The organism is Bacteroides sp., assembly GCF_030151085.1.
In the GTDB taxonomy this organism is placed as follows: Bacteria; Bacteroidota; Bacteroidia; order Bacteroidales; family Bacteroidaceae; genus Bacteroides.
Genome location: NZ_JASLER010000034.1, coordinates 72,147 through 84,551, shown reverse-complemented (window position 1 = coordinate 84,551; position 12,405 = coordinate 72,147). Strand labels below are relative to the sequence as shown.

11 protein-coding genes are annotated in these 12,405 nt (G+C 39.2%); 2 read left to right on the top strand and 9 right to left on the bottom strand.

Going from position 1 to position 12,405, the window contains the following annotated elements; genetic code table 11:
- Positions 1 to 29: 29 nt before the first annotated feature.
- Positions 30 to 1,601, top strand: coding sequence for a TonB-dependent receptor (locus Q1W14_RS06105; protein ID WP_300699937.1), 1,572 nt, complete (start codon positions 30 to 32; stop codon positions 1,599 to 1,601).
- A 123-nt stretch (positions 1,602 to 1,724) separates the two neighbouring features.
- On the opposite strand, the gene Q1W14_RS06100 is transcribed toward Q1W14_RS06105, so the two are convergent.
- The 7 genes from Q1W14_RS06100 to Q1W14_RS06070 all read right to left on the bottom strand — a co-directional run bounded on the left by Q1W14_RS06100 (position 1,725) and on the right by Q1W14_RS06070 (position 7,246).
- A complete protein-coding gene (locus Q1W14_RS06100; RefSeq protein ID WP_300699936.1) occupies positions 1,725 to 2,603 on the bottom strand; it encodes a hypothetical protein in 879 nt (292 codons plus the stop codon).
- A 50-nt stretch (positions 2,604 to 2,653) separates the two neighbouring features.
- Positions 2,654 to 3,100 carry a DUF6108 family protein gene (locus Q1W14_RS06095; protein ID WP_300699934.1) on the bottom strand — a complete coding sequence of 149 codons (447 nt, stop codon included), beginning with the start codon at positions 3,098 to 3,100 and terminating at the stop codon, positions 2,654 to 2,656.
- A 22-nt stretch (positions 3,101 to 3,122) separates the two neighbouring features.
- Positions 3,123 to 3,560 carry a hypothetical protein gene (locus Q1W14_RS06090; protein ID WP_300699932.1) on the bottom strand — a complete coding sequence of 146 codons (438 nt, stop codon included), beginning with the start codon at positions 3,558 to 3,560 and terminating at the stop codon, positions 3,123 to 3,125.
- Positions 3,557 to 4,078, bottom strand: coding sequence for a sigma-70 family RNA polymerase sigma factor (locus tag Q1W14_RS06085; RefSeq protein ID WP_300699930.1), 522 nt, complete (start codon positions 4,076 to 4,078; stop codon positions 3,557 to 3,559). The genes Q1W14_RS06090 and Q1W14_RS06085 overlap by 4 nt, the downstream gene beginning before the upstream one ends.
- Positions 4,079 to 4,211: 133 nt before the next feature.
- Positions 4,212 to 4,769 (bottom strand): NADH peroxidase, encoded by a 558-nt coding sequence (locus Q1W14_RS06080; protein WP_300699928.1) that lies wholly within the window; start codon positions 4,767 to 4,769, stop codon positions 4,212 to 4,214.
- A 21-nt stretch (positions 4,770 to 4,790) separates the two neighbouring features.
- On the bottom strand, positions 4,791 to 5,225 hold the full coding sequence (locus Q1W14_RS06075; protein WP_300699927.1) for a Fur family transcriptional regulator: 435 nt from the start codon (positions 5,223 to 5,225) through the stop codon (positions 4,791 to 4,793).
- Positions 5,226 to 5,308: 83 nt separating this feature from the next.
- A complete protein-coding gene (locus Q1W14_RS06070; protein ID WP_300699925.1) occupies positions 5,309 to 7,246 on the bottom strand; it encodes an ATP-binding protein in 1,938 nt (645 codons plus the stop codon).
- A 138-nt stretch (positions 7,247 to 7,384) separates the two neighbouring features.
- Here Q1W14_RS06070 and Q1W14_RS06065 point away from each other — a divergent pair, with 138 nt between their 5' ends.
- Positions 7,385 to 9,310 (top strand): NAD(+) synthase, encoded by a 1,926-nt coding sequence (locus tag Q1W14_RS06065; RefSeq protein ID WP_300699924.1) that lies wholly within the window; start codon positions 7,385 to 7,387, stop codon positions 9,308 to 9,310.
- A gap of 67 nt (positions 9,311 to 9,377) precedes the next feature.
- Here Q1W14_RS06065 and Q1W14_RS06060 read toward each other — a convergent pair whose 3' ends face one another.
- Positions 9,378 to 10,196 carry a transporter substrate-binding domain-containing protein gene (locus Q1W14_RS06060; RefSeq protein ID WP_300699923.1) on the bottom strand — a complete coding sequence of 273 codons (819 nt, stop codon included), beginning with the start codon at positions 10,194 to 10,196 and terminating at the stop codon, positions 9,378 to 9,380.
- Between the two features lie 12 nt (positions 10,197 to 10,208).
- Positions 10,209 to 12,311 carry a putative porin gene (locus Q1W14_RS06055; RefSeq protein WP_300699922.1) on the bottom strand — a complete coding sequence of 701 codons (2,103 nt, stop codon included), beginning with the start codon at positions 12,309 to 12,311 and terminating at the stop codon, positions 10,209 to 10,211.
- Positions 12,312 to 12,405 lie beyond the last annotated feature (94 nt).

Here is a 12,405-nt window from a genome sequence, read left to right as displayed (position 1 = left end):
GGTATATATTTAACTAAAAAGGTCAAATTATGAGAAAGAAAATAACATTGATAGCCCTTGCTGTGCTTGCAAGTGTAAGTGTAGGGGCGCAATCGGCATACGATGCCGGCAATATTGCAACAACTGACCTGAATGGTACAGCTCGCTTTGTGGGAATGGGTGGAGCTATGGGAGCATTAGGCGGAGATATTTCTACCATGGGTACAAATCCTGCAGGTATAGGAATTTATCGTAGCAATGATGCAATGCTTACCTTTGGCTATTCAAGTATAGGCGTTGATAGCAAGATAGGTGGACAAACCTTCAATTCAAACCGGAACCGTTGGAATCTTGATAATGCTGGTATTGTAATTTCTACAAAGATTGGTAATCAGACAGCGTTGCGTTATGTAAATTTCGGTTTTAATTATCGAAAGGCAAAAACTTTTAATCGCACCACTACAATGGCGGGACAAATGGGATTCTCGCAAACGGATTTGATGGTAAATCAAGCGAATAATATGTTTTTTGGTGGTACAGATCTTGCTGAAATAGTAGATAAAGATCTTAACCCTTATGATGATGAACGTGTAGGTTGGTTAGCTGCTCTCGGTTTTGATACAGGACTAATAGAGATGGGTGATGATAACTCGCCTTTTGTTAATTATCCTACTAAGCCTTATGTTAATTATCGTGGTGTAGAACGTGGAGGTATTGATAATTATGATTTTAATGTATCTTTCAATATTCAAGATCGTGTTTACATTGGCTTTACTTTAGGTGCATCCGACGTAAACTACCATAAATCTTATTTTTATGCAGAAGATTTGGGAAATGACGATGATTATAGTCTTACTAGTGAGAATAGTATTAAAGGTATAGGCTGGAATGCTAAATTAGGTATAATTGCCCGTCCTTTTGAAGACTCTCCGCTACGTTTTGGATTAGCTATTCATACTCCGACTTTTTATAGTCTGACCTATAGAACCAGTGCTGTGTTGCAGTCAAATCTTTGGTATACAGATCTTGAAACTGGACAAGAAACTCAGGAACATTATAAGGCCGACACTTATTATCAATTGTATGACAATGATATGAAGCGCGAATTTGATTTGAATACCCCGTGGAAGTATAATGTTAGCTTGGGTTACACCGTGGGGAGTAGTTTGGCTTTGGGTGCCGAATATGAGTATGAAGATATGTCTTCTATGAAATTTTACTATCCTGAAGGTGGGCAGATAGATTTTGAAAGTAATCAAGTGAAGCAGACTCTAAAAGGAATGCATACTTTCCGTTTAGGAGCGGAGTATAAGGTAATCCCTCAGTTTGCTTTTCGTCTAGGTTACAATTATTCTTCTACAGCCTATAAGGATGATGCTGTAAAAGTACTTCCTGAGAATTCAATTAATACGGATACTGATTTTGCTAATGCTAAGTCATTGAGTAATTATACATTGGGTATTGGTTATAGAGGTTCATTGTTCTATGCCGATTTAGCCTATAAGTATTCTACTCAGAAAGCAGATTTTTATCCTTTTGCATTCTCTAATGAAAGACCGGCGGTGACTAAGGTTACTAATACTCGTAGTCAGGTTTTACTAACATTAGGTGTACGTTTCTAACAAAACTTCTTTTATTGCAAATAATTTTTAAGAAATACCCCTTTCGTTCTCTATCCCTTATGAATTTGGGAATACAGAGATACGAAAGGGGTATAAGTTTATATGATTTAAATGATTGGTAAATTACCAATACCATCCAATACCTAATGATGCAGGATATAGTTCAGGTCCTTTATTCTTTTCAAATAACGGAGTGAGTGCGAAACGGGCGTTAAATGCAAAGCTACCATAGCCGGCTTGCAGCAGCATGTTAAGTCCTAATGGATTTGCATTCAGATTACTACTAAGGGTATGCTTGTCACCATCATATTTTGCTCGTGATTTAATACCAACACGCCATTCTGCTTCTACACCAGCAGTAATAAAGGCACGACTGCTACCAAACTTTGTTTGCCATTCCAAACTAACGGGTACTCGGAATGCCCAGTATCTCAACCAGCTTTTTTTATATTCAATTCCTTCTGCTGCCGGTTGACAAACTGTGATACCGTCAATCTTCTCAAAGCCATAGTTGTTATCCAATTTGTAAACCATGCGTGCAAGTCCTAATGCAGAGGTTATTCCCCAGTGATTGTCTCTTGTGATGGCTATACCTCCTGAGAAAGGATTGATGCCCCATTCCCATGATTTAGTTCCGATTTGCGGTACTTCTGCTGAATAGCGAAATGCTTGTCCGCCTAATTTATTAAAACCGAAATAGATAGCAGGATAATGCGGGTCGAAAGAATAGAATCCTTTTTTTTTCTTCACAAAGGGGACGGAAACTGTGGTAGTGCGCTCAATGCTGCGCCCATCCAGATAGACACCTTCAAAGACTTGGGCATTCTCAATGGTGTCGTTTTCTGTTTTTGCTTCATACATTTTCACTTTGATCTTTCCATTGTTTTCCCGGATAATCATTTTTCGTCCATTCAGATAGATGGTCGTGTCTTGTGGAATACTTTCTTGAGCCATGACTGATAGAGAAGTCATGAGGAGAAATAATAAAAACATGTGTTTCATAACTTTATTTGTTTAATTGATAATAGACTACTTTATATAGTTCAGGAATTTTATTCTTTACTGAACATCAGGGTGACAAGATCATCACTGTCTATCTCGCCTTCGATATAGATAAGTGTTGCGTCTCCTTTCTTGCCATTACGGAAAAGGATAAATCGGTTGATATTTCCTTTGAGCGCCGGAAGTTGATAATAACCGGACTGTATTTCACCGTTAGTTATTACTTCTTTTATTTTCTTTGCGTTTTGTTTATCAGCTTCCAGGCATTGATAGATGTCCGGTAATGCTTTTGCTGCTTTGTCCAGTTTCAGGCTTTTGTAATGGGTTATGTCCCATTCTTTCGATAACATTTTGGAGAGTTCTACATAAGTAGCTCCTTTCTGATTGCCGTATTTCTGGAATATAGTGGCTATCTGTAGCCCCTGTTGGGCGTATAGGGCAGTAGTACTACATAGTAGCAATAGGCAGCATAATGTGGTGCGAATAAGTTTTTTCATAAACATATCTATTGGTCCTTTATTATTCAAACATTAACTCAAGAACTTCCTCTTGACTCATACTTACATCCTGAAAGGCGGAAAGAGCCTGTTCATGTATAGTCTTGGCATCGGTGTAGCGTTTACCGTTAATAACGACATAGTCGGTCGGAGTGACTGCTATTTGCTGATAAAGATTGGCTATACCAACAAGTATAAGTAATCCGGCTGCTATACTACCTATAGTATAATATAGGCGACGGGGAATGAGATGCCTTGTCTTAGCCTTTTTATTCTCAGCTTCTTGGGGAAGAGATTGATGTGCTTTGGCCTCTTTATCCAGACAAGCAAATAGTGGACGGTACATTTGCAAATGCTCCGGTATTGCATTAGCTTCCGTGAAGTAACGGCGCAATTCGCGTTCTTCTTCGCAAGAAGTCTCTCCTTCAAAATATTTATTTAATAGTTCATCTATCTTCATGGCTCATTTCTCCTTTTCCTTTCTTGTATAGTTTGTAGATAAATGTCTCTTACCTTTTTTCTGGCTCTTGACAAATTGCTGCGAATCGCTTCTGCTCCGCAGCCGGTAATCTCTGCGATTTCATCTGTTTCGTACTCCTCTATATCTTTCATTCGCATAATGGTGCGCTGAAGTGGGGGTAACGAATCTATGATTTCGTGCATCAAGCGGATTTCATCTTTAATCTCTAATAATCGTTCCGGTGTTCCGGTAGGAGCAACGGCCTGTACAACATCCAGTGACAGATTGTTGGTGCGCTTGCTTCGCCACATATCCATACAGAGGTTATGTGTCAACGTCATGGCAAATGCTTCAATGCTTCGGTATTGTTCCAGCTCAAGTCTTTTGTTCCATAGCTTGAGCAGTACTTCTTGAATGGCATCTTCTGCATCTTCCGGTTCGTCGGTTAACTTACGTGCGTAATTCAGTAACTTGGCACGTAGTGGAAGAACGGTTATTTTGAATTGTTTGAGTTCCATTTACACAGATAAGACGAATGAGAAACAAGAACGTGACATGAGAAAACAAAAAAAGTTATAACTAATAACTCATAATAAAAAAGGGACTTACTATAAATAGCAGTCCCTTCCTTTTCATTACTATGTAATCTGATTATTTCTTGAAGTAGCGGTTGTACAAACCTTCAAAACCTTTACCATGACGAGCTTCATCCTTAGCCATTTCATGAACTGTATCATGAATAGCATCGAGGTTCAAAGCTTTTGCACGTGTAGCAATACGCTTTTTGTCTTCGCAAGCGCCGGATTCAGCATTCATTCTTTTTTCAAGGTTAGTTTTGGTGTCCCATACACAGTCGCCCAACAGTTCAGCAAATCTTGAAGCATGTTCTGCTTCTTCCCATGCATAACGTTTAAAAGCTTCTGCTACCTCAGGATAACCTTCACGGTCAGCCTGACGGCTCATTGCCAAATACATGCCAACTTCAGTACATTCACCCATGAAGTGGTTGTTGAGGTCTTTAATCATTTCGTCGTCGCAACCTTTAGCTACGCCGATAACATGCTCGTCAGCGAATACCAACGGACCGTCAGCTTTTGCTTCTTCAACTTCAACAAATTTGCTAGCAGGAGCTTTACACAAAGGACATTTCTCAGGAGCTGCGTCTCCTTCATATACGTAACCGCAGACAGTACATCTAAATTTTTTCATTTTTCTTAAAAATTAGTTGAATTAGTTATTCTTTATTTTAATCAAACGTTCGTTTTCTATACACTGTTTACAAATCCCTTTATAATAAAAGTGGATCTCTTGTACATCGTGACCATCCATATTCATGTCTTCTACCTTCTTGGTATTATTATCATTGCTCAAATCATAAATTTTGCCGCAATGTCTACATAGGAAATGAGCATGTGTGGAGGTATCTGCATCATAGCATGTATTTCGTTCATCAATAGTCAGAGTCTGTGCTGCTCCTTGTTCGCTCAACAACTTCAATGTATTATAGACAGTTGTTTTAGAAAGAGTGGGGATAGAAGGAGATAATGCTGTATATATTTCATCCACTGTAGGATGTGTACGATGCTCCATCAAATATCCCATAATTGCTATACGCTGTACGGAAGGTTTTATGTTATGATTTTGCAGTTGTTCTATTACATTCATTTCTTTAATGATTCAAACTTGTAATAATTACAAGTTTATTTCTTTTGCAAAGATAGACACTTCTTCCGATTTGCCAAACAAAATTAAGAAAAAGTTTTTATCTTTTCATTAAAACTATTGGAGGTTTCGGTTAGCAATTGATAGGGTAGTTCTAACCAGAATTCGGTCCCTTCACCCACTTTGGAATCTACTCCGACAGTTGCATTCATTTTTTCGGCAAGCATTCGGCAGATTGATAGTCCTAATCCGGTTCCTTGTTTGAAACTGTCCAGTTTGACGAAGCGTTCAAAAACTAACTGGCATTTGTCAGCAGCTATTCCACATCCGGTATCTCGGATAAAAAGGCGTAGCTTATAACTTTCAGGTAAATAGTAGCCAATGGTAATACTGCCTTTAGTAGTATATTTGATCGCATTGGAAATGTAATTGCCTAGTATCTGCATTACACGATTTTTCTCTATATAAACGATACATTCGGTAAGTGGTGTATCTACGAGACATTTTACATTTGGCGGCATGCGTAAGCAAAAAACATTTGCAAGTTCTTTAAGGCAATGATTGATATCTACATTACTATATTCAAAATCCAGTGATCCTGCTTCTATTCTTGAGAGGTCGAGAATATCATTGATGAGTTGTAACAGCAAATGGTTATTGTTTTCAATGATACGAATATATTCTTTATTTTCTGCGGTGCCGGCTGTTTCGGCAAGTATGCTGGAAAAACCTACTATAGCATTGAGTGGAGTACGGATTTCATGGCTCATGTTGGCAAGGAATGCAGATTTTAATCTGTCAGATTCTTCCGCGCGTTCTTTGGCATTGATTAATTCTTTCTTTATTTTTCTTTCTGCATTTTTCGAACGATTGGATAAATATAAGTATACGGCAATGAGCAATAGGGTGAAAATACAACTCATCCAGATATATGTTGCATATTTTTGGTAAAAGGAGGGTGGCTTGAAATAATAGATAGCATCAGTGGGATATAAGTTTTCGGGAATGTTACACCATTGTAAGTCGGCGTAATTGAGGTAAGTGTGAGGAGTACCACCATCTTGATACGGAATAGAGGAGGCAGCTTCTCCATTTATGACGCGATGAATAATAGACATAGCTGTATCAGTAAAGTCCGATGCAGAAATGTAATAGCCGCCTGCATAAAGATTTTCATGTAAATTCAGATCTGCCAATGTAAACACAGGAGTTGATAGGAAGGTAGGAAGTACCTTCTTCAGATGGTCGGACAAATAGAAACTGTTTTTATTGGTATATGGACGTATCCAAGAATAATATATGACACCGGTTTCTTGGTTATAGCTTCCCAATGTATCTAATAGCTGTTCGGTACTGAGTGTACTGGATGATAAATTTTCAAAAGTTAGTGTGGGATACTTCTCCTTGATAATCTTTTTGATAGAGTTTTGAGTAACTACACTGATATAGCGATAGTCTGATATGAGGGCGATGCGGCTAACCCCGGGTTGAAGGTGTTTTATTAACTTCAGGGTTTCTTCAATAAAGTAAGGTTGTCTTAGTACGGTAATATTATAACGTTTGTTGAAATCCTCAATAGGAATACTATTGTCGTCTGTTAATATAGCTTTGGTTAACAGGGTGTTGAGGTCTTTCGGAACCCTATTACGCGAATAACATAAGATGATAGGGATATTTTTCCAAGGCCCGTCGAAGAGGGAAGCACAAACAAGCCATCCTGGATCACCTACGATCAATACTACTTTGGGGGGAATGGGATATGTCTTTAAGACTCTTTCTTGAAGTTGCTTGACTTCATCTTCACTATTTAATAAGGGGACAGACAAAAAATAACTTTTTAGTTCCAGATCCTTTTCCGTTTTAAAACGTTCTTTCAATTCCGTATCAAAATTCTTCACCCATCCTTCTTCCAGATTGATGGAATTCAAGATAAGTGCATAGTCTTTATTATTAGCCGATACTGTCAGGCATGTTACTACAAGCAACGACAGTGTGAGTAGTAGTTTGCGTTGATATATCTCCATAAGGGTAAAGTAGATTCCGTGTATTTGAGTTGATAAAAATACTAGTTATTCGTTGAACTTCAAAGTGAAAAGGATGATTATTTTGTGTTTATTGATAAATTGCCGTATTTTTGTCACCGAATAACTAATAGCATCCTTATGAACTACGGATATGTAAAAGTAGCGGCGGCTGTACCCCGTGTTAAGGTGGCGGACTGTAAGTTCAATGCCGGACAGATTGAAAAAGAAATAATTATTGCCGACGGAAAAGGTGTGCAAATCATTGCATTTCCTGAGTTGTGTATTACCGGATATACTTGTGGTGACCTTTTTGCCCAGCAGCTTCTTCTTGAAGAGGCGGAAATGGGTTTGATACAGATACTGAATAATACACGTCAGATGGATATCATTTCCATACTAGGTATGCCGGTTGCTTTGAATGGTGTTCTGCTAAATACGGCAGTTGTCATTCAGAAAGGTAAAGTGCTGGGAGTGATTCCTAAAACTTATCTTCCTAATTATAAAGAATTTTATGAAAAACGTTGGTTTACTTCTGCTACCGAAGTGTCTGAAACTAGCGTACGCCTTTGCGGACAAATAATACCGATGGGAAGAAATCTGTTATTTGATACGGCAGATACGACGTTCGGAATAGAAATTTGTGAAGACTTATGGGCGCCAATTCCACCGAGTTCTCAGTTGGCATTGCAGGGAGCTGAATTATTGTTCAATCTTTCGGCAGATAATGAAGGTATTGGCAAGCATAGCTATTTGCGTTCACTTATTAGCCAGCAGTCGGCTCGTTGTATTGCGGGTTATGTCTTCAGTTCATGCGGCTTTGGCGAATCAACTACTGATGTAGTATTTGCCGGAAATGGATTAATTTATGAGAATGGCTCGTTATTGGCAGCAAATAAACGTTTTTCGTTTGAAGAGCAGGTTGTGATTAGCGATATTGATGTGGAACACTTGCGCATAGAACGCCGGGTGAATACTACATTTGCTGCTTGTCGTGCGAATTCTGCTTCGCAGCTTCCTGTGCGTATTTCTACGGAATATATTAATAGCAAGGATTTAAATCTGACGCGTACTTTCGATCCCCACCCGTTTGTACCGCAGGGACCTACATTGGATGAACGTTGTGAAGAAGTGTTTTCTATCCAAGTTTCCGGACTGGCACAACGATTGTTACATACCCAAGCAAAGAGTGCCGTTGTGGGTATTTCCGGTGGACTGGATTCTACATTGGCGTTATTGGTTTGTGTCAAGACCTTTGATAAATTGGGATGGCCGCGTAAAGGAATTATCGGAGTGACCATGCCGGGCTTTGGAACAACCGACCGTACCTATACCAATGCAATCAATTTAATGAACTCTCTAGGAATTACAGTGCGCGAGGTTAGTATAAAAGAAGCATGTGTTCAGCACTTCAAGGATATAAACCATGATGTCGACGTACATGATGTAGTTTATGAGAATGCACAAGCGCGGGAACGTACCCAGATTTTGATGGATATTGCCAATCAGACTTGGGGAATGGTAATTGGTACCGGTGACCTTTCGGAACTTGCTTTGGGCTGGGCTACTTATAATGGTGACCACATGTCTATGTACGGAGTAAACGGAAGTATTCCTAAAACCTTAGTCAAGCATTTGGTGAAATGGGTGGCAGAAAATGGCATGGATGATTCTTCACGTGCTACCTTACTTGATATTGTAGATACTCCTATCAGCCCTGAACTTATACCCGCCGATGAAAATGGAAATATTCAGCAGATTACAGAAGATTTGGTAGGACCCTATGAACTTCATGATTTCTTCCTCTATTACTTTCTACGTTGTGGTTTCCGCCCTTCCAAGATATTTTTCCTTGCAACACGTACCTTCAATGGTACTTACGACGAGGAGACCATCAAAAAATGGATGAAAACCTTCTTCCGCCGATTCTTTAATCAGCAATTTAAACGTTCCTGTTTACCGGATGGACCAAAGGTAGGCAGTATCTCTATCAGTCCACGTGGAGATTGGAGAATGCCGAGTGATGCTTCATCAGAGATGTGGCTGAGAGAAGTGGAGACACTGTAATGATTAGTGGTTAGTGATTTGTGATTTGTTTAAAAGATAACATGAACAAATCACTAACCACTAATCACTATTTATAGTATTTCTCGTAGATTTCCTTAAATTCTTTCTCCATCTTAAACCTCTCCAACCATGTGTTGAGACTATCCAAAAGGACGGGGGATTGTTTGCTTACTGCCCATGAATAAAATTGTGTGAAGCTGATAGCGGTATTGATGTCTATTTGAGGCATGCTGTCGACTACGGCACTCGCAATGTTTTCGTCGCATACGGCATAATCGATGTCACCGTGTGCTACTAATGAAATCAATTGTTCAGAACCATATTTATCTACTTCTTTGATATAAATAGTATCGCCTATTTCATTTCCAAGATTGTGAATTCGGAGAATGGAGGGAGAACCTTTAACTACATGCAAGGTCTTTCCTGCCAAATCGAGCTGGCTTTTTATATATAAAGAATCTGTGTCGGAAGTTGCTTTGCGCTGTACTAATACTTGCTTGCTCAGTACTATGGGAGTAGTAAGTAACAAGGAATCTTTCAGTTCACTGATGGCAAGTAATCCGTAGGCTATCACGTCAAATTTCCCTTCGGCTAATCCTTCCAACCGCTGATCAAAACTCATTTCCGGTGAAATAGTTACTTTTAGTTTATGATCCCGGGCAAAAGCTTTAATCAAGTCGTAGTGGAAACCGGATAGAGTATCGCCATCTACATAGAAACTTATTGAATTATATTCTGTTGAGGCATGAATAACACCGCTTGCTGCAATTTCGGCATAATCCCTCGGGTGTCCCTGCGGAGTCTCTTTCTTGTTGAAAAAGAAAGTAGCGAGTAAAGCGGCAACAACTCCCAGGATAATGTATTTTAATAGCTTGGCTTTATTCATATCTCGAAAGAATTAATCGTAGAAATTCCAGGAAACACCAATCTTGAATAAGCGAGGGTTGATGGGGTAATGCGGTACCATGAAGTAATTCCGATTTCCCATACCTGCATTGACGTGGTACATCATAGCAAAGATGCGCGTCCGTTTCAGATGCAGATTAGCATAAACATTTACGATTGGATATCCTCCAATCTCTACTTGATCGTCTGTAGGTTGCAGGTGGAATTGTTGAACACCGGGTGCGTAAGCGGGTGCCTTATATTTACTGAAATATCTGACATCAGCACCCAACTGTACAGTTAGTACTTTCTTTGCAAGCGAAGTAAGTATGTAGAGATTATGATAAAGCGAAAGTTCTGGCAATGGAAGAACTGTTGCATTACTCGTCTTCTGCCAAGTCACTTCATTATCCAGATGGAGGATACCCAAACGGAAGTTTTGTGACAGTGTAGCAGAGAGGACTTGAATGTTTCCACCATTCTGTTCGGGGAATGCACTTTGATTGAAGTATGTATAGTTTTTAATATTTTCTACTCCACCACGCAGATTAGTACCCCAGCGATCAATATTCAGTTCTCCTTCTACACGTGTGCGGAATTCTTTATCCATATTATCATTATCCCAAGTATAAAAGTTGGAATGATAATGACGCATATAGAATGAAGGGAGAGTATTACTGATATAACCTCTTGCATAGAAATTGACTGTATCTTTGAAAAGACGGAAATTCAAATCCAAGTTACCATTCACGCGGAATTGACCTATAGCTTTGTCTAGCAAGCCTACTTCGCCATTCACATTATAGTGTAGCACTTTGCCTTCACGCTTGGCCAGTTCTCCGCCCACAAATACTTCTTGCTCTGTATAACGAATACGACGCATGTCAGATAGTGTATCGACATTCATTAAATCGTACCTACTGAACTTATGTGAAATATAAGCGGTCAAACCTGCTTTAGCGTATTTATTAAATCCTTCCAGCAAAGCTACTCCAAATACATTCTTTATGCTGAAAGCGGTAGTAGAGTCGTTGCTATTGCTCTTGTTGATATAATATTTTTCAGGGAAAAAACCTTCAGGCGCATTGGATGTGCGGAATTGGTGGCGTGACCTTTCCACTTTAATAGTGTGGATAAAGCTAGTGACCGGCACAAATTCTTCCGTAGTAATGGTATCTTTGGGAGCTACATAAGTACTATCTGCCAATAATTTTTTGTTTTGCGTTTGCCTGCTTTCTATTTTGGTAACATCACGTTTAAATCCAAGGCGATAGCGTTGCGTCAGATAGATATAAAAGTCTTTATTACGATTGGAAGTCGGGCTTTGTTTATCTAACTTGACAGGTATATTGGACGACTCGTATTCTTTTTTTCCTTCCGACATGTTTTCGGGACGGGTGATGTATTGATCATCTGCAATACCGCCGTTTTCATTCATCTTTAGAAAAAAGTTGTTGTATACGGCTTGCATTTGGTATTTTTCGCCTATATAACTGGCAAATAATCCTGCGTTGAAGTGAGAAGTTGCTTGGTTTGTATAGTAACCACGTCCATATAAATAGTCAAAATTGAAACCGAATGCCAGTCTTTTATTGGCATTCACGGAGAAGTACGATTTAAAGCGTTCTTCACCATTTACTTTACTTCCGGCTTTATAGTAGGTCAGATTGGTAAAGGGGACATTGCTATTTGTGAATCTTACTTCATCCGGACGGATAAAGAAGCTTGAAAATGGTTGCATGAAAATGGTAGGTTCATCGTCACGACGTTCAAAAAATAAGCGGGACATACGTGGTGAACCCAAATTTCCTAAATAGTTGTAGTGTCCGAACATGCCTTCCACCAGGTTCGTATTCTGGAAATTGAGGTTGGTAGTGTCCGCCGGCATCATCTTACGTTCACCTAAAGTTTCACTCAATTGCCATTGATAAAGTTTGGGTGCAATACTTTGAATTTCCACACCGGTGGTATCTTCCAGGTTGTCCGGCAAAGTATTGGGGTCAACCTGATTTCCAAACCGGTCACGATTGTTCATTGGGTCAAGAGTGTTCTGTGCACGAACGCCCAGTATCCCTATAAACGATAAGAGTATATATGTCAGTACAATTCGTCTCATAATTAGGCGCAAAGATACAATAAAAAATTATTCACTTAATAATTTCTATCTTTTTTGGCTATTTTTGCATACATGATAAACTAATATTTGAATA

What these genes read in the sequence shown, in the direction of transcription:
- Q1W14_RS06105 (WP_300699937.1), top strand. Translation starts at nt 30, where the DNA reads ATGAGAAAGAAAATAACATTGATAGCCCTTGCTGTGCTTGCAAGTGTA.
- Q1W14_RS06070 (WP_300699925.1), bottom strand. Translation starts at nt 7,246, where the DNA reads ATGGAGATATATCAACGCAAACTACTACTCACACTGTCGTTGCTTGTA.
- Q1W14_RS06085 (WP_300699930.1), bottom strand. Translation starts at nt 4,078, where the DNA reads ATGGAACTCAAACAATTCAAAATAACCGTTCTTCCACTACGTGCCAAG.
- Q1W14_RS06095 (WP_300699934.1), bottom strand. Translation starts at nt 3,100, where the DNA reads ATGAAAAAACTTATTCGCACCACATTATGCTGCCTATTGCTACTATGT.
- Q1W14_RS06075 (WP_300699927.1), bottom strand. Translation starts at nt 5,225, where the DNA reads ATGAATGTAATAGAACAACTGCAAAATCATAACATAAAACCTTCCGTA.
- Q1W14_RS06080 (WP_300699928.1), bottom strand. Translation starts at nt 4,769, where the DNA reads ATGAAAAAATTTAGATGTACTGTCTGCGGTTACGTATATGAAGGAGAC.
- Q1W14_RS06065 (WP_300699924.1), top strand. Translation starts at nt 7,385, where the DNA reads ATGAACTACGGATATGTAAAAGTAGCGGCGGCTGTACCCCGTGTTAAG.
- Q1W14_RS06100 (WP_300699936.1), bottom strand. Translation starts at nt 2,603, where the DNA reads ATGAAACACATGTTTTTATTATTTCTCCTCATGACTTCTCTATCAGTC.
- Q1W14_RS06055 (WP_300699922.1), bottom strand. Translation starts at nt 12,311, where the DNA reads ATGAGACGAATTGTACTGACATATATACTCTTATCGTTTATAGGGATA.
- Q1W14_RS06090 (WP_300699932.1), bottom strand. Translation starts at nt 3,560, where the DNA reads ATGAAGATAGATGAACTATTAAATAAATATTTTGAAGGAGAGACTTCT.
- Q1W14_RS06060 (WP_300699923.1), bottom strand. Translation starts at nt 10,196, where the DNA reads ATGAATAAAGCCAAGCTATTAAAATACATTATCCTGGGAGTTGTTGCC.